Source organism: Citrobacter youngae, from assembly GCF_003818115.1.
Lineage (GTDB): Bacteria > Pseudomonadota > Gammaproteobacteria > Enterobacterales > Enterobacteriaceae > Citrobacter > Citrobacter youngae.
This window is the reverse complement of sequence record NZ_RPOI01000004.1, coordinates 198,141-213,534: the sequence shown is the minus strand read 5'-3', so window position 1 is coordinate 213,534 and position 15,394 is coordinate 198,141. Positions and strand designations below refer to the sequence as shown.

Genomic DNA, 15,394 nt, shown 5'->3' with positions numbered 1-15,394 from the left:
TGTATCTGGCAGGAAAAAATGGTCTCAATTAATCATGAAGCTGTTTTAACACCGCGTACGCAGCGCGATACGCGACGTATGAATTTGTTTGTCTCTATTTCTGCGGCTGTCGCAGGGTTGTTATTTGGCCTCGATATCGGCGTAATTGCCGGCGCGTTGCCTTTCATCACCGATCACTTTGTCCTGACCAGTCGCCTGCAGGAGTGGGTGGTCAGCAGTATGATGCTTGGCGCGGCAATTGGTGCGCTGTTTAACGGCTGGTTGTCATTCCGACTGGGACGCAAATACAGCCTGATGGCCGGGGCGATCCTGTTTGTCGTTGGTTCCCTGGGGTCAGCATTTGCTTCAAGCGTGGAAATGCTCATTTTTGCCCGCGTGGTACTGGGCGTTGCCGTAGGTATCGCCTCTTACACCGCGCCGCTCTATCTCTCCGAAATGGCCAGTGAGAACGTGCGCGGCAAGATGATCAGCATGTATCAACTGATGGTAACGCTGGGGATCGTACTGGCCTTTTTATCTGATACGGCGTTTAGCTACAGCGGTAACTGGCGCGCTATGCTGGGCGTGCTGGCGCTTCCGGCGGTGTTACTGATTATCCTGGTTGTGTTCCTGCCCAACAGCCCGCGCTGGCTGGCGGAAAAAGGTCGCCACATTGAAGCAGAAGAAGTATTGCGCATGCTGCGCGATACGTCAGAAAAGGCCCGCGATGAACTGAACGAAATTCGTGAAAGCCTGAAGCTGAAGCAGGGCGGTTGGGCGCTGTTTAAAATTAACCGTAACGTGCGCCGCGCGGTTTTCCTTGGGATGTTGTTGCAGGCGATGCAGCAGTTCACCGGGATGAACATCATCATGTATTACGCGCCGCGCATTTTCAAAATGGCGGGTTTTACCACCACAGAGCAGCAGATGATTGCCACGCTGGTGGTTGGCTTAACGTTTATGTTCGCTACCTTTATTGCCGTCTTCACGGTCGACAAAGCAGGACGTAAACCGGCGCTGAAAATTGGGTTCAGCGTAATGGCCATCGGGACGCTGGTGCTCGGATATTGCCTGATGCAGTTTGATAACGGCACGGCTTCCAGTGGACTATCCTGGCTGTCAGTTGGCATGACGATGATGTGTATTGCAGGCTATGCGATGAGCGCCGCGCCGGTGGTGTGGATCCTGTGTTCGGAAATTCAGCCGCTGAAATGTCGCGATTTTGGTATTACCTGCTCCACCACCACCAACTGGGTGTCGAACATGATTATCGGCGCAACGTTCCTGACGCTGCTCGACAGCATTGGCGCAGCCGGTACGTTCTGGCTTTATACCGCACTGAACGTCGTATTTATTGGTATTACCTTCTGGCTTATTCCTGAAACCAAAAACGTTACGCTTGAGCATATCGAACGTAAGCTGATGGCTGGCGAGAAGTTAAGAGATATTGGGGTGTAAGTAGTGAGGCGCAGTGTCGGATGACGTCTCGTGCAGGCCGGGTAAGCGTAAGCGATACCCGGCATTTTTGTATAACAAGGTTCGAGAATAGAGAGATTACGCCTGCAGGAAGTCTTCGCGTACCGGGGTGAAGGTATCGAGTAATGTTCCCGGCTGTAAACAGACGCAGCCGTGCATAATATTGGGTTGCTTGTACAGGGTGTCTCCTGCACTGACGACATGCTTTTCTTCCCCAATCGTAAATTCAAACTCGCCCGATAAAACGTACGTGAGTTGTTCATGCGGATGGCTGTGCATCGGGCCAACTGCGCCCTGCTCGAAATTGACTTCCACGGCCATCATTTTGCCATCGTGAGCCAGAATACGCCGGGTAACGCCGTTACCCAGATCTTCAAGCGTGGTTTCTTTATGAAAAATAAACATTCGATATCCTTGCAATAAAATGAAACATTATTTCATTAAATTTATATCAGAAAATAAAAAAAGGAAATGTGCGCCGGCAGATGTGGAAAGTTGATCACATCTTTGGTTCACTGGGAGGACAACCACGAATAAGGGTAAATGATGAAAACGATCGGTCTGTTAGGCGGAATGAGCTGGGAATCTACTATTCCTTATTATCGTCTGATTAATGAAGGGGTTAAGCAGAATCTGGGCGGTCTGCATTCTGCGAAAATTCTGCTGCACAGCGTCGATTTCCATGAGATTGAAGCGTGTCAGTCGAACGGTGACTGGCAGCGGGCAGGGGAGATCCTGGCGCAGGCAGCGGTGGGGTTACAGCAAGCGGGAGCTGAGGGAATTGTGCTGTGTACCAACACTATGCATAAAGTGGCCGAGGCCATTGAAACGGCCTGCGATGTCCCGTTTTTGCACATTGCCGATGCAACAGGTCGGGCCATACAACAACAGAAGATGAGTAACGTCGCGCTGTTGGGCACGCGTTACACCATGGAACAGGATTTCTATCGTGGGCGTTTACAGATGGAATTTGGCATTAGCACGCTAATCCCTGACGCTGACGACCGACAGAAAATAAACCAGATTATTTTCGAGGAACTGTGCCTTGGTGAATTTAGCGAAATTTCCCGCGATTATTACCTGAGCGTGATTGAGCGACTGGCTCGTCAGGGGGCACAAGGGGTGATCTTTGGCTGCACCGAAATTGGCCTGCTGGTTCCCACTGAAATGAGCCCGTTGCCGGTCTTCGATACCGCGGCGATCCATGCGCAGGATGCCGTGACGTTTATGCTTTCACCTGAGATTGCAAAATAGCCTCCAGCGGGTCAGTAAGCCGGTGGAGATGGGCCTGTAGATGTGCTGTAAAAGCATCAACCAGCGCGGATGCCGGGCGATGCAGTGGATGGATCAGGCTGACGGTAAAAGGCACCGAAACACTAAAACGCCGGATTACAATCCCGCTGCCTGCGTAATCCAGGGCGGTCAGCGGGTTCACTACCGAGATCCCCACGCCGGCACGTACCATCGCACAAATTGATGCGGCACTGTGCGTTTCTATGACCATTCGGCGCTTGACCTGATGATCATTAAACAGGGTATCCAGCAACTGGCGATAACTGTCGGTGCGCGACAGGCTGATATAGTTTTCCCCCTGAAAATCTTGCGGTGTTAATACTGCTTTCCCGGTCAGCGGATGTCCCTGTGGCAGCACGCAAACTTCATCCAGCGACAGTAATTCAGTGCGTTTAGTCCCGGCGGGGGTATGCAGGGTCTCAGTTAACCCGAGATCGTGGCGCTGTGCCGACAGCCACTCTTCCAACAGCGGCGACTCCTGCGGCACTATCTGAATATTGACCTGCGGATAGCGCTCGAGAAATGGCTGCAGCAGCGGCGGTAAAAAGGACTGTGAGAACACTGGCAGGCAGACAATCGACAGCTCACCCTGACGAAATTCACGCAGGCTCTCTGCGGCGCTCACAATTCTGTCCAGGCCATACCACGAACGTTGCACCTCTTCAAACAGGCGTAGCCCCTGCACTGTGGGATGCAGCCGGCCTCGCGTACGTTCGAACAGTGTTAACCCCAGAACTTTTTCAAATCTTGCCAGCTCGCGACTGACGGTAGGCTGCGACGTGTGCAGCATCCGTGCGGCTTCCGTCAGGTTGCCTGCTGTCATAATGGCGTGAAAAATTTCAATGTGGCGCAAGTTAACGGCAGGCATCGGCGATCCTCAAATAAACATTCCATATCATTTTTGCATAGACTCGCGATAAAACGATATTTTTTATTCTCTTCGGGCTGTGGCGTAATCATAAAAAAGCCAATACCGGAGCACGCCATGCCACGTCCACTCAACAGCACTGATACTGACCTGACCGCAGATAACCTGCTGCGTCTGCCCGCCGAATTCGGTTGTCCGGTATGGGTTTACGATGCGCAGATTATCCGCGCGCAGATAGCCAAACTGAGTCAGTTTGATGTGGTGCGTTTTGCCCAAAAGGCCTGCTCGAATATTCATATTTTGCGTCTGATGCGTGAGCAGGGCGTGAAGGTGGATTCCGTCTCGCTGGGTGAGATTGAACGTGCGCTGGCAGCAGGTTTTGTGCCGGAGAATGATGAAATCGTCTTTACCGCCGATATGATTGACCAGGCGACGCTGGCCCGGGTGCATGAGCTACGTATTCCAGTAAACGCCGGGTCGGTTGATATGCTGGAACAACTGGGTCAGGTTTCGCCAGGGCATCGTGTATGGCTGCGCGTCAACCCAGGTTTTGGTCACGGGCATAGTCAGAAAACCAATACCGGCGGCGAGAACAGCAAGCACGGTATCTGGTATAGCGACCTTCCGGCGGCGCTGGAGGTGATTCAGCGTTATCAACTGAAACTGGTGGGCATTCATATGCATATCGGCTCCGGTGTGGACTACGGCCATCTGGAGCAAGTGTGTGGCGCGATGGTGCGTCAGGTTGTTGAATTAGGTCAGGATCTGGAGGCTATATCTGCGGGCGGAGGTTTGTCGATCCCATATCGCGAAGGAGAAGAGGCGATCAACACCGATCACTACTTCGGACTGTGGAACGCCGCACGAGAGCAAATCGCCAAACATCTGGGGCATCCGGTGAAGCTTGAGATCGAGCCAGGACGTTTTCTGGTGGCCGAAGCGGGTGTGCTGGTGGCGCAGGTGCGCAGTGTGAAAGAGATGGGCAGTCGCCACTTCGTGCTGATCGACGCGGGCTTCAACGATCTGATGCGGCCAGCAATGTACGGCAGCTATCACCATATCTCCGCATTGGCCGGGGATGGCCGCTCGCTGGATAATGCGGCGCAGATTGAGACGGTGGTTGCCGGGCCGCTGTGCGAATCGGGCGATGTTTTTACCCAACAGGGAGGCGGTAAAGTCGAAACCCGTCTATTACCTGCGGTAGTGCCGGGAGATTACCTGGTATTGCATGATACCGGTGCGTATGGCGCGTCGATGTCGTCGAACTACAATAGCCGCCCGCTGCTGCCGGAGGTTCTGTTCGATAACGGCGTGGCGCGGCTGATTCGCCGTCGCCAGACCATTGATGAGCTGTTAGCGCTGGAATTAATCTGATTACAGCGTTATGAAACGCCGGATGGCGCTATGCTTATCCTGCCTACGAAATAAACGGTGGGGCCTGTAGGCCGGATAAGGCGAAGCCGCCATCCGGCATCTGATTACGTGAAGTTCGGCCCCGTTGTCACCGATTCCCGTAACACCAGTTTGCCGGTAAACGGTGGGATCGGCTCCACGCTTTCGCCGTTGGCCAGACGGATAGCCTGATCGATTGCCGTGGTTATCATGGTATCGATCGGCAGATAAACGGTAGACAGCCCCGGCTCCAGCCATTTCGCGCTGGGCGCATCATCAAAACCAAACAACGAAACATCCTCGGGGATCTTTAGTCCAGCCTGATGTAATGCTTTCGATGCACCTAACGCCATGTCATCGTTACAGGCGAACAGTGCGCTGAATATCACTCCTTCATCCAACAGTTCACGACAGGCTTCATAGCCTCTGGTCATCGTTGAATCACCGTATTTGACCTTGGCGGGTTCCCAGGGAATACCGTTTTTTTCCAGCGCCTTACGATATCCCATTAACCGAGATTTACCGGTTGGTGTATGGCCTGGTACGGTGATGCAGGCAATATCGCGATGTCCTTGCGAGATGAGGTAATCGACGGCCTGAAACGCCGCGTCTTCCTGTTCAAAGAAAATTGCGCGGTCGCGGGCCTGGCTGACGTCGCGGTTAATGACCAGCAATGGCATATCAATGCGGCTCATCAGCGACATAATCGCCTTTTCGCTCATGTAGCGGGTGTAGAGAATAATGGCGTCGCACTGTCGGTCGGCCAGCATTTGAACGGCTTCCTGCTCACGCTCTGGTGTGTCATGGCCGTCGGTGACAATCAGCTGTTTACCGTGAGACTCCGTCTGGCGCGAAGCCTGTTGTAGCAGGCGACCAAAGTAGAAGCCATCAAATGTAGATACCACTAAACCAATGCTGTTGCTGGTGCGGTTTGCCAGTGAGCGCGCTAAAAAATTAGGCCGATAATCTAATGCCTGCATGGCGTTGAAGACTTTCTGGCGCGTGCTTTCTTTAACCTGCCCCGTACCATTCAGTACGCGTGAAACGGTCGCTTTCGATACGCCAGCATGTCGTGAAACGTCTAACATCGTTGTCATGACGCAATCCTGATTAATCGTTTGACAAAGAATTTCCCGGCTCAGTCAGCGCCGAAACGGAATGCCGACGTACCAGCGTTGGGTTAAAGACGTGAGTGATTTCCGGGACCGGGCGTTTTTCGGCCAGCGCCAGCGCCAGTTCGGCGGCCTGGGTTGCCATCGTCACGATAGGGTAGCGTACCGTCGTCAGCCGTGGGCGCACGTAGCGAGAAACCAGTACATCATCAAAACCAATCAGCGAGATTTCTCCCGGCACATCAATGCCGTTATCATTTAATACACCCATAGCGCCCGCCGCCATTGAGTCGTTATAGCAGGCGATAGCCGTGAAGTTTTTGCCGCGACCAAGCAGCTCAGTCATTGCCTGCTCGCCGCCGCTTTCATCGGGCTCGCCAAACGTGACCAGTCGATCGTTTACCGGAATATTGCTTTCCGCCAGCGCGTCGTAATAGCCTTGCAAACGATCTTCCGCATCTGAAATGCTGTGGTTGGAACACAGATAACCGATGCGCGTATGGCCCTGCTGAATAAGATGACGGGTTGCCAGCCAGGCACCGTAACGGTCGTCCAGCGCAACGCAGCGTTGTTCGAATCCCGGTAAGATTCGATTGATCAGTACCATCCCGGGGATTTGTTTCATCAATGATGTCAGCTCGGCATCCGGGATAATTTTAGCGTGGACCACGAGGGCTGCGCAGCGGTGGCGAATAAGCTGCTCAATCGCCTGACGTTCCTTTTGCTCGTTATGATAGCCGTTGCCAATCAGTAAAAAGTTACCGGTGTTATAGGCCACCTGCTCGACAGCTTTAACCATTGCCCCAAAGAACGGATCGGACACATCACCGACTACCAGACCGACGGTTTCAGTAGATTGTTGTGCCAGCGCACGCGCGTTGGCGTTGGGGTGGTAGCTGAGTGATTCCATTGCACTCATTACAGCCAGACGCGATGCTTCGCTGGCTTTGGGGGAGTCATTGATCACTCGAGAAACGGTGGCGACTGATACACCAGCTAGTCGGGCTACATCCTTTATGGTCGCCATGATAGTACCTGTTGTGGGTAAACGCTTACATCCCGCCAGTGTTACGGAAAACGGCTGTCTGTTCAAGCAGATTGCCCGTCAGGACGTCGCAAATGTGAGCGGACACGAGCGAAGTAAGACAGAAAATAGAAAATGAAAACCTTTGCTTACACTTTGCGATGTGCTGTTGCGATTGTTCGCTGGTGAGGGGAGAGAGCGGATTGATAGAGTTGGGATCCCAGAGGTATTGATAGGTGAAATCAACTTTCGGGTTGATCACAAAATTTACACCAGCCTGCGCAGATGCGCAGGTTTTTTTTTGCGTACGGCGTATCTGTAACAGTAACCGATAATTTACACAACTCGTTGCACTTGGGTTCATTCCTTTGCGTTTTCCAACTGGCGGAACGGTGCGGTGACGACCACAATCAAGATCCCAGAGGTATTGATTGGTGAGATTATTCGGTACGCACTTCGTACCTGTCTCTTGCACCGACCTGCGCGGATGCGCAGGTTTTTTTTCGGATTCTATTTACCCGTTATCTGTCGCGCCCATTCCCCAACTCGTATACTCTCCCATCATTGATGTTTATATAATTAATGGCACAGGGAGTTGAGATGCTATTTGGTTTTTTTCGAAATCTGTTTCGCGTGCTGTTTCGTGTTCGCGTCACGGGCGATGTCAGCGCGCTACGGGGAGAACGCGTCTTAATCACGCCCAACCATGTCTCATTTATCGATGGTATCCTGCTGGCGCTCTTTTTACCGATTCGCCCCGTTTTTGCCGTTTACACCTCGATCAGCCAGCAATGGTATATGCGCTGGCTCACTCCACTGATTGATTTCGTACCGCTAGACCCAACCAAACCGATGTCGATTAAACATCTGGTACGCCTGGTCGAGCAGGGGCGCCCGGTGGTTATTTTCCCGGAAGGACGTATTTCGACCACCGGTTCACTGATGAAAATCTACGATGGTGCCGGGTTCGTTGCCGCAAAATCAAAGGCGACGGTGGTGCCTGTGCGTATTGAAGGCGCGGAACTGACCCAATTTAGCCGCCTGAAAGGTCTGGTTAAACAGCGATTTTTTCCGCGTATTCAATTGCATATCCTGCCGCCGACCCAAATGCCGATGCCGGAAGCGCCGCGTGCTCGCGATCGCCGCAAAATCGCCGGTGAAATGCTGCACCAGATTATGATGGAAGCGCGTATGGCCGTCCGCCCGCGTGAAACGTTATACGAGTCGCTACTGGCGGCAAAATACCGGTTTGGCGCAGGCAAAAACTGCATTGAAGATGTTAACTTTACGCCGGACAGCTACCGCAAACTGCTGACGAAGACACTCTTTGTGGCTCGTATTCTGGAGAAATATAGCGCGGAAGGTGAAAAAATCGGCCTGATGCTGCCAAATGCGGGGATCAGCGCGGCGGTCATTTTTGGCGCCATTGCGCGTCGACGCATCCCGGCGATGATGAACTATACGGCGGGCGTGAAGGGATTAACCAGCGCCATTACAGCCTCTGAAATCAAAACGATCTTCACTTCCCGACGATTTCTCGATAAAGGCAAACTCTGGCACCTACCGGAACAGCTCACCCAGGTGCGCTGGGTGTATCTGGAAGATCTGAAGGCCGATGTGACCTTTGGCGATAAGCTGTGGATTTTTTCTCATCTGTTGGCGCCGCATCTGGCACAGGTGAAGCAGCAGCCGGAAGAAGCTGCGGTGATCCTCTTTACCTCAGGATCAGAAGGCCACCCGAAAGGTGTCGTACACAGCCATAAGAGCATTCTGGCGAACGTCGAGCAGATTAAGACGATTGCCGATTTCACTGCCGACGATCGCTTTATGTCAGCATTGCCGCTATTTCACTCTTTTGGCCTGACGGTAGGGTTATTCACGCCGTTGCTGACCGGTGCTGAAGTGTTTTTGTACCCCAGTCCGCTGCATTACCGCATCGTTCCTGAGCTGGTATATGACCGTAACTGCACCGTACTGTTTGGTACCTCAACGTTCCTCGGCAATTATGCGCGGTTTGCTCATCCGTACGATTTCCACCGTCTGCGCTATGTTGTTGCCGGAGCCGAAAAGCTGCAAGACAGCACAAAGCAGTTGTGGCAGGAGAAGTTTGGCCTGCGCGTCCTTGAAGGCTATGGCGTGACGGAATGTGCGCCGGTGGTGTCGATTAACGTACCGATGGCGGCGAAATCGGGAACGGTAGGGCGCATTCTGCCTGGTATGGATGCCCGACTGTTGGCGGTTCCTGGTATTGAAGATGGCGGGCGTTTACAGCTGAAAGGCCCTAATATTATGAGCGGCTATCTGCGCGTCGAAAAGCCAGGTGTACTGGAAGTCCCAACCGCAGAAAATGCGCAGGGTCAGATAGAACACGGCTGGTACGACACCGGTGATGTTGTACGCTTTGATGAAAATGGCTTTGTACAGATTCAAGGGCGTGCCAAGCGCTTTGCCAAAATTGCCGGTGAGATGGTGTCACTGGAGATGGTTGAACAGCTGGCGCTGGCAGTATCTGCTGACAAAATGCATGCCACGGCTATCAAGAGCGATGCCAATAAAGGGGAAGCGCTGGTGCTGTTTACTACCGACAGCGAGCTGACCCGTGAAAGATTACTCCAGTATGCGCGCATCCACGGCATTCCAGAGCTTGCCGTACCGCGTGATATCCGCCACCTGAAACAACTCCCTCTGCTCGGCAGCGGTAAGCCAGATTTTGTGACACTGAAAAACTGGGTCGATGAACCGGAAAAACAACATGCGTGAGTCAGTACACACTAGCACGTCAATCTGGTCAAAAGGGATGATGTCCGTTATCGCCGCGCAGTTTTTGTCAGCGTTTGGCGATAACGCGTTGTTGTTTGCTACCCTGGCTTTGCTCAAGGCGCAGTTCTACCCGGACTGGAGCCAGCCAATCCTGCAAATGGTGTTTGTGGGCGCTTACATTTTGTTTGCGCCGTTTGTTGGACAGGTGGCGGATAGCTTTGCCAAAGGCAGAGTGATGATGTTCGCGAACTCCCTGAAACTGCTGGGTGCGGCAAGTATTTGCTTCGGCATTAATCCGTTTCTCGGGTATACGCTAGTGGGGATTGGCGCGGCGGCGTATTCTCCGGCCAAGTATGGCATCCTGGGTGAGTTGACGACCGGCGACAAACTGGTGAAAGCGAATGGCCTGATGGAGGCGTCAACCATTGCCGCTATCTTGCTGGGTTCTGTTGCCGGCGGTGTGCTGGCCGACTGGCATGTGATTGCTGCGCTTTCCGCCTGTGCGCTGGCTTATGCAGGCGCGGTGGTCGCTAACGTGTATATTCCCAAGCTCGCCGCGGCTCGCCCCGGTCAGTCCTGGCATCTGGGCAAAATGACGCGTAGTTTTTTCTGTGCCGCCTCCTCGCTGTGGCGCAACGGTGAAACACGTTTCTCGTTGGTAGGAACCAGCCTGTTTTGGGGCGCGGGCGTCACGCTGCGTTTTCTTCTGGTGCTGTGGGTGCCGGTTGCGCTCGGCATTACCGATAACGCCACACCGACCTATCTCAACGCTATGGTGGCTATCGGGATTGTTGTCGGCGCGGGGGCGGCTGCGAAACTGGTGACGCTGGAAACCGTGTCGCGCTGTATGCCTGCAGGGATACTGATCGGCGTCGTGGTGCTGATTTTCTCTCTTCAACATTCGCTGCTTCCGGCCTACGCGTTGCTGCTGCTTATCGGCGTGTGTGGTGGGTTCTTTGTGGTACCGCTGAATGCGTTACTGCAGGAGCGGGGCAAAAAAAGCGTGGGTGCGGGCAACGCTATTGCGGTGCAAAACCTGGGTGAAAACAGCGCGATGTTGCTGATGCTCGGTATCTACTCACTGGCGGTGTTGGTGGGTATTCCTGCAGTAGCCATTGGCGTTGGATTTGGTGCGTTGTTTGCCCTGGCGATTACGGCGCTGTGGATTTGGCAGCGCCGCCATTAGTCTGTTATATGCTGTTGCAACCAGGCCTACAGGGAACGCTGTCTGTAGGCCTGATAAGCGCAGCGCCATCAGGCGCTAACTGTTAAGGTGCAGGATAGGTATACACCTGATGCACCGCTTCAATCTCTGCCAGCACTTCCTCGCTCAATTCCAGATACAGGCTTTCAACGTTGGTTTTTAGCTGCTCCATCGTCGTGGCACCCAGCAGTGTGCTGGCGACAAACGGCTGACGACGCACGAATGCCAGCGCCATTTGCGCAGGATCGAGGTTATGGCGTTTGGCGATATCCACATAGGCAGCTACCGCTTTTTGCGTTTGTTCGCTGCTGTAGCGCGTAAAACGGCTAAACAGCGTATTGCGTGCGCCGGCAGGTTTCGCACCGTTCAGGTATTTACCGGTTAAGGTGCCAAAACCAAGGCACGAGTAGGCCAGTAGCTCAACGCCTTCATACTGGCTCACTTCGGCCAGTCCAACTTCAAAGCTGCGGTTTAGCAGGCTGTACGGGTTCTGGATAGTGGCGATACGCGGCAGGTCATGTTTGTCTGCCAGGTGCAGATAACGCATTACGCCAAACGCGGTTTCGTTGGAAACACCGATGTAACGAATCTTACCTGCACGCTGAAACTCTGCCAGCGCGTCCAGCGTATCCAGTAGGGAAACGACCGGCGCGGAGTCCGTCCAGCTATATCCCAGCTTACCAAAGCAGTTGGTCGGACGCTGCGGCCAGTGGACCTGATAGAGATCGAGATAATCGGTCTGCAGTCTTTTCAGACTGTCGTGCAGTGCCTCACGGATGTTTTTACGATCCAGCGCCTGATTCGGTCGAATGCCGCTGTCGTTGTTACGTGATGGTCCACTGACCTTCGACGCCACGATTAGCTTTTCGCGGCTGCCGTGTTTGGCGAGCCAGTTGCCCACGTAAGTTTCGGTGAGTCCCTGGGTTTCTGGACGAGGCGGTACCGGATACATCTCGGCAACGTCGATTAAATTTATGCCTTGTGCAACGGCATAGTCGAGCTGTGCATGTGCGTCGGCTTCGCTGTTTTGTTCACCAAACGTCATTGTGCCCAGCCCCAGTGTACTGACTTCCAGCGAGCTGTGGGGTATACGGTGATATTGCATAGCCGTTTCCTTTTTATAATCACGACATAAGGATTATAAAAATGGCTGAGGGAAGGGAAAAAGGGAAGCAAAATTGTTAAGGCCAGCGCGCTGCTGACCTTAACCATCAACGCTCAATGATTTGAGAGACTTCGTCGCGGTTAATTTGCATCGCATTGCCTTGCTGATCGTGGTAACTCACCAGACCGGTATCATCGTCAATTTCTGGTTTACCATCGGTCAGGATCATTCGACCATCTTTTGTTGCCATCACATAATCACTGCTGCATCCGGAAACGGCAAAAGCCAGCCCGACGGCGGAAATTAAAACTGCCCATTTTTTCATCTGCTTATCCTCACATGGCCTGCGTCTGACACTAGTTTAGTAATAACGCGAAGTTGTGCAGGGCGAAAGCAGTAAAATCTTAATCTGTGAGAGAAGGAAGGTGCGCGGGGAGTATTCGCTCCCCATGGGGGGAGCGATAGTGTCAGTCAGAGTGGATTTTTTTTATTGCGCCACAGGTTCAGGGTCTCTACAGCGATAGAGAAGAACATAGCGAAGTAAATGTATCCTTTCGGAACATGGACATCGAAGCTTTCCAGGATTAGCGTGAAGCCAACCAGTATCAGGAAAGAGAGTGCCAGCATTTTTACCGAAGGGTGACGATCAACAAACTCACCGATTGGGCGGGCTGCAAACATCATTACGCCCACGGCAATCACGACGGCTGCCATCATAATAAACAGATGATCGGACAAGCCTACTGCGGTGATTACTGAGTCCAGACTGAAGATAATATCCAACAGCATGATCTGCACAATCGCGCCCAGGAAAGAAGAGACGCGGGTTTTCAGTCCTTCCTCTTCGCCCTCAATGGACTCGTGGATCTCTTTACTCGCTTTCCAGATCAGGAACAATCCGCCGAGCAGAAGGATCAGATCGCGTGCTGAAATCGCCTCGCCAAACAGTTCGAATAACGGGTTAGTGAGCCGCGTTACCCAGGCGATGGATGCCAGCAGCGCCAGACGCATCACCATCGCTGCCGCCAGCCCGATTCGTCGGGCATGATTGCGTTGTGCTGTTGGGAGTTTTGCTACAACCAGAGAAAGGAAAATAATATTGTCGATCCCGAGAACGATCTCCAGCAGCGTCAGCGTACCGAGCGCCAGCCAGGCGTTAGGATCGGTTATCCATGCAAATAACATCAAACAAAGTCCTGCCAAAAAAAAGAAGCGGTAATTATAGGCGCGTAACGCGACGGGCGAAAGGTCAGGGTGTGTTATTGAGCCTGGAATAGAAAATGCCGTTCCAGCAATGCGCGGGTGAAGTTCTTTTTCAGGTAAAACCCGCGGGGCAGAGTCAGGATCGGTTCGCCATGGGCGCCAATGGCCTCGGTCAGCGCCCGGGCGTTAGCGGCTTTAGGACGCAGTTGCAGCACTTCCCCATGGCGAGCGGTGATGCGTTCGACGTGGCCTAGCACTATCATGTCCATCAACTCTTCCCAGTCCAGACGCAGTTGTCGATCTTCCTCTTCATTCGGACTCCACAGCAACGGAGAGCCAACGCGCCGTTCAGCCACAGGGATGCTGCGTTCACCTTCTACGGGTATCCACAACACGCGTTTAAGCTTGTGTCGAACATGGCTGGTTTCCCAGGTCACGCCGGTATTACCGGTTAACGGTGCCACGCAGACAAAGGTCGTTTCCAGCGGTCTGCCAAGGCTATCTACAGGGATCGTTTTTAACTCCACACCCAGCGCGGCAAAATCCTGCTCCGGTTTACTGCCCGCACTGGCCCCAAGCCAAATTTCCAGCAGCACGCCAATCCAGCCTTTGTCCCGCTTCAGATCCTTTGGCGCGACGAGTCCTGCCATCGCCGACAGTTCTCCCAGCGTGTAGCCCGAAAGTTGCCGTGCCTGGTGCAGCAACTGGGCTTCGGATTCAGGCGGAGAAATCAATGGATGGAGTTCTGGCATCAGAGTTACCCTTGGGTTAAAAAATGAGCAATGATTTTATACCGTGTGGACAGAGTTTATCTTTTTCCACATGCTTTATCCAATTGCATGATTTATAGTGATTTTTATATTTTGATGTAAAGGGTTGCGCAACAGAAAACCGGGTTTTCCAATTCTGGTCACTGACAATGAACAGGATCTTACACCATGTTATCCACAGAAAGATGGGATAACTGTGAAAAACCCCCACTACTGTTTCAATTTACAGCCTTGACGTGCGACGAAAATCGAATTTTCACACAAATTGTGCCTAACTTATTGGCATAATCTGTGGATAAAACCAACGCTGGTCGATCTTTCATCAGCTCGAAGATCGTATGCGTGACGTGCATCACATTTCTGCATGTTTAGCTACAGTTGTTGCTTTTAACTTAATGAATATATAAGACTATTTTTTGAGTGTGACGGATGTCTTATTCAGACTGCTCCGGGTTTTCCCATAGTAATTCCGTACTTCTTCACAACTATATCCACAGAAAAGGTGAATAAAATCGCCTATGTAGCATATCTTCTGTTTATAACTCGGCCCTTTGCTGTGAGTTATTCAATTGTTATTAGAATATCGCGCCCTTAACAGAGTGGTTTACCGCCCCTCTGGAGTGTGAAACAATCGTTTGTATATAAGGTTTATGTTGAGGTAGTCCGGTGATTGATGACGATGGCTACCGCCCGAATGTAGGGATAGTAATTTGTAACCGCCAGGGGCAGGTCATGTGGGCCCGGCGATTTGGTCAGCACTCCTGGCAATTCCCGCAAGGCGGGATAAATGCAGGAGAGACAGCAGAGCAGGCGATGTACCGGGAACTCTTTGAAGAAGTAGGTCTGAGTCGTAAAGATGTGCGGATCCTTGCTTCTACTCGTAACTGGTTGCGTTACAAGTTACCGAAACGTTTGGTGCGTTGGGACACAAAGCCGGTTTGTATCGGCCAGAAACAAAAATGGTTTCTTTTGCAGTTGGTCAGCAGCGATGCTGAAATCAATATGCAAACCAGCAGTACACCTGAGTTCGACGGCTGGCGCTGGGTGAGTTACTGGTATCCGGTTCGACAGGTGGTGTCATTTAAACGCGATGTCTATCGCAGGGTGATGAAAGAATTCGCAAGTGTTGTGATGGCGCTTCAGGAGAGCACTCCTAAGCCGCAAAGCGCACCTGCGTACAGACGTAAAAGAGGTTAAGCTACGCAAAT

14 protein-coding genes are annotated in these 15,394 nt (G+C 52.5%); 6 read left to right on the top strand and 8 right to left on the bottom strand.

The window, feature by feature from the left end; translation table 11 throughout:
* Positions 1-18: 18 nt before the first annotated feature.
* Positions 19-1,437, top strand: coding sequence for an arabinose-proton symporter AraE (gene araE / locus EHN13_RS03310; RefSeq protein WP_124020880.1), 1,419 nt, complete (start codon positions 19-21; stop codon positions 1,435-1,437).
* 96 nt (positions 1,438-1,533) lie between these two features.
* Here araE and EHN13_RS03305 read toward each other — a convergent pair whose 3' ends face one another.
* Positions 1,534-1,860, bottom strand: coding sequence for a cupin domain-containing protein (locus tag EHN13_RS03305; RefSeq protein ID WP_061068507.1), 327 nt, complete (start codon positions 1,858-1,860; stop codon positions 1,534-1,536).
* 141 nt (positions 1,861-2,001) lie between these two features.
* Here EHN13_RS03305 and EHN13_RS03300 point away from each other — a divergent pair, with 141 nt between their 5' ends.
* Positions 2,002-2,709, top strand: coding sequence for an aspartate/glutamate racemase (locus EHN13_RS03300; RefSeq protein WP_115642931.1), 708 nt, complete (start codon positions 2,002-2,004; stop codon positions 2,707-2,709).
* On the opposite strand, the gene EHN13_RS03295 is transcribed toward EHN13_RS03300, so the two are convergent.
* Complete coding sequence (locus EHN13_RS03295) at positions 2,681-3,616, bottom strand: LysR family transcriptional regulator (protein WP_048213118.1); 936 nt, start codon at positions 3,614-3,616, stop codon at positions 2,681-2,683. The two genes, EHN13_RS03300 and EHN13_RS03295, sit on opposite strands and share 29 nt — an antisense overlap.
* 117 nt (positions 3,617-3,733) lie before the next feature.
* On the opposite strand from EHN13_RS03295, the gene lysA reads away from it, so the two are divergent.
* Positions 3,734-4,990, top strand: coding sequence for a diaminopimelate decarboxylase (gene lysA, locus EHN13_RS03290; RefSeq protein ID WP_124020879.1), 1,257 nt, complete (start codon positions 3,734-3,736; stop codon positions 4,988-4,990).
* Between the two features lie 104 nt (positions 4,991-5,094).
* On the opposite strand, the gene EHN13_RS03285 is transcribed toward lysA, so the two are convergent.
* Both EHN13_RS03285 and galR read right to left on the bottom strand, forming a co-directional pair.
* On the bottom strand, positions 5,095-6,105 hold the full coding sequence (locus EHN13_RS03285) for a LacI family DNA-binding transcriptional regulator (RefSeq protein ID WP_048213116.1): 1,011 nt from the start codon (positions 6,103-6,105) through the stop codon (positions 5,095-5,097).
* Between the two features lie 13 nt (positions 6,106-6,118).
* Positions 6,119-7,147: an HTH-type transcriptional regulator GalR gene (galR, locus tag EHN13_RS03280; RefSeq protein ID WP_048213115.1), complete on the bottom strand. Its 1,029-nt coding sequence runs from the start codon at positions 7,145-7,147 to the stop codon at positions 6,119-6,121.
* 597 nt (positions 7,148-7,744) lie between these two features.
* On the opposite strand from galR, the gene aas reads away from it, so the two are divergent.
* Positions 7,745-9,904, top strand: a complete 2,160-nt coding sequence (gene aas, locus EHN13_RS03265) for a bifunctional acyl-ACP--phospholipid O-acyltransferase/long-chain-fatty-acid--ACP ligase (RefSeq protein ID WP_124020878.1) — start codon at positions 7,745-7,747, stop codon at positions 9,902-9,904.
* Positions 9,897-11,090 carry a lysophospholipid transporter LplT gene (lplT, locus tag EHN13_RS03260; protein ID WP_124020877.1) on the top strand — a complete coding sequence of 398 codons (1,194 nt, stop codon included), beginning with the start codon at positions 9,897-9,899 and terminating at the stop codon, positions 11,088-11,090. Before aas ends, lplT begins: the two co-directional genes overlap by 8 nt.
* A gap of 82 nt (positions 11,091-11,172) precedes the next feature.
* Here the strand turns inward: lplT and EHN13_RS03255 are convergent, their stop codons facing one another.
* From EHN13_RS03255 to mutH, 4 genes are all read right to left on the bottom strand, one after another.
* On the bottom strand, positions 11,173-12,213 hold the full coding sequence (locus EHN13_RS03255; protein ID WP_048213112.1) for an NADP(H)-dependent aldo-keto reductase: 1,041 nt from the start codon (positions 12,211-12,213) through the stop codon (positions 11,173-11,175).
* A 106-nt stretch (positions 12,214-12,319) separates the two neighbouring features.
* Positions 12,320-12,538: a lipoprotein YgdR gene (gene ygdR / locus EHN13_RS03250; protein WP_005123410.1), complete on the bottom strand. Its 219-nt coding sequence runs from the start codon at positions 12,536-12,538 to the stop codon at positions 12,320-12,322.
* A 146-nt stretch (positions 12,539-12,684) separates the two neighbouring features.
* Positions 12,685-13,398, bottom strand: coding sequence for a TerC family protein (locus EHN13_RS03245; RefSeq protein ID WP_040232169.1), 714 nt, complete (start codon positions 13,396-13,398; stop codon positions 12,685-12,687).
* Between the two features lie 74 nt (positions 13,399-13,472).
* On the bottom strand, positions 13,473-14,168 hold the full coding sequence (gene mutH, locus EHN13_RS03240; RefSeq protein ID WP_048213111.1) for a DNA mismatch repair endonuclease MutH: 696 nt from the start codon (positions 14,166-14,168) through the stop codon (positions 13,473-13,475).
* A gap of 684 nt (positions 14,169-14,852) precedes the next feature.
* On the opposite strand from mutH, the gene rppH reads away from it, so the two are divergent.
* Positions 14,853-15,383 (top strand): RNA pyrophosphohydrolase, encoded by a 531-nt coding sequence (rppH, locus tag EHN13_RS03230; RefSeq protein ID WP_003825602.1) that lies wholly within the window; start codon positions 14,853-14,855, stop codon positions 15,381-15,383.
* Positions 15,384-15,394: the final 11 nt, after the last annotated feature.

What these genes read in the sequence shown, in the direction of transcription:
- araE (WP_124020880.1), top strand. Translation starts at nt 19, where the DNA reads ATGGTCTCAATTAATCATGAAGCTGTTTTAACACCGCGTACGCAGCGC.
- EHN13_RS03305 (WP_061068507.1), bottom strand. Translation starts at nt 1,860, where the DNA reads ATGTTTATTTTTCATAAAGAAACCACGCTTGAAGATCTGGGTAACGGC.
- EHN13_RS03300 (WP_115642931.1), top strand. Translation starts at nt 2,002, where the DNA reads ATGAAAACGATCGGTCTGTTAGGCGGAATGAGCTGGGAATCTACTATT.
- EHN13_RS03295 (WP_048213118.1), bottom strand. Translation starts at nt 3,616, where the DNA reads ATGCCTGCCGTTAACTTGCGCCACATTGAAATTTTTCACGCCATTATG.
- lysA (WP_124020879.1), top strand. Translation starts at nt 3,734, where the DNA reads ATGCCACGTCCACTCAACAGCACTGATACTGACCTGACCGCAGATAAC.
- EHN13_RS03285 (WP_048213116.1), bottom strand. Translation starts at nt 6,105, where the DNA reads ATGACAACGATGTTAGACGTTTCACGACATGCTGGCGTATCGAAAGCG.
- galR (WP_048213115.1), bottom strand. Translation starts at nt 7,147, where the DNA reads ATGGCGACCATAAAGGATGTAGCCCGACTAGCTGGTGTATCAGTCGCC.
- aas (WP_124020878.1), top strand. Translation starts at nt 7,745, where the DNA reads ATGCTATTTGGTTTTTTTCGAAATCTGTTTCGCGTGCTGTTTCGTGTT.
- lplT (WP_124020877.1), top strand. Translation starts at nt 9,897, where the DNA reads ATGCGTGAGTCAGTACACACTAGCACGTCAATCTGGTCAAAAGGGATG.
- EHN13_RS03255 (WP_048213112.1), bottom strand. Translation starts at nt 12,213, where the DNA reads ATGCAATATCACCGTATACCCCACAGCTCGCTGGAAGTCAGTACACTG.
- ygdR (WP_005123410.1), bottom strand. Translation starts at nt 12,538, where the DNA reads ATGAAAAAATGGGCAGTTTTAATTTCCGCCGTCGGGCTGGCTTTTGCC.
- EHN13_RS03245 (WP_040232169.1), bottom strand. Translation starts at nt 13,398, where the DNA reads ATGTTATTTGCATGGATAACCGATCCTAACGCCTGGCTGGCGCTCGGT.
- mutH (WP_048213111.1), bottom strand. Translation starts at nt 14,168, where the DNA reads ATGCCAGAACTCCATCCATTGATTTCTCCGCCTGAATCCGAAGCCCAG.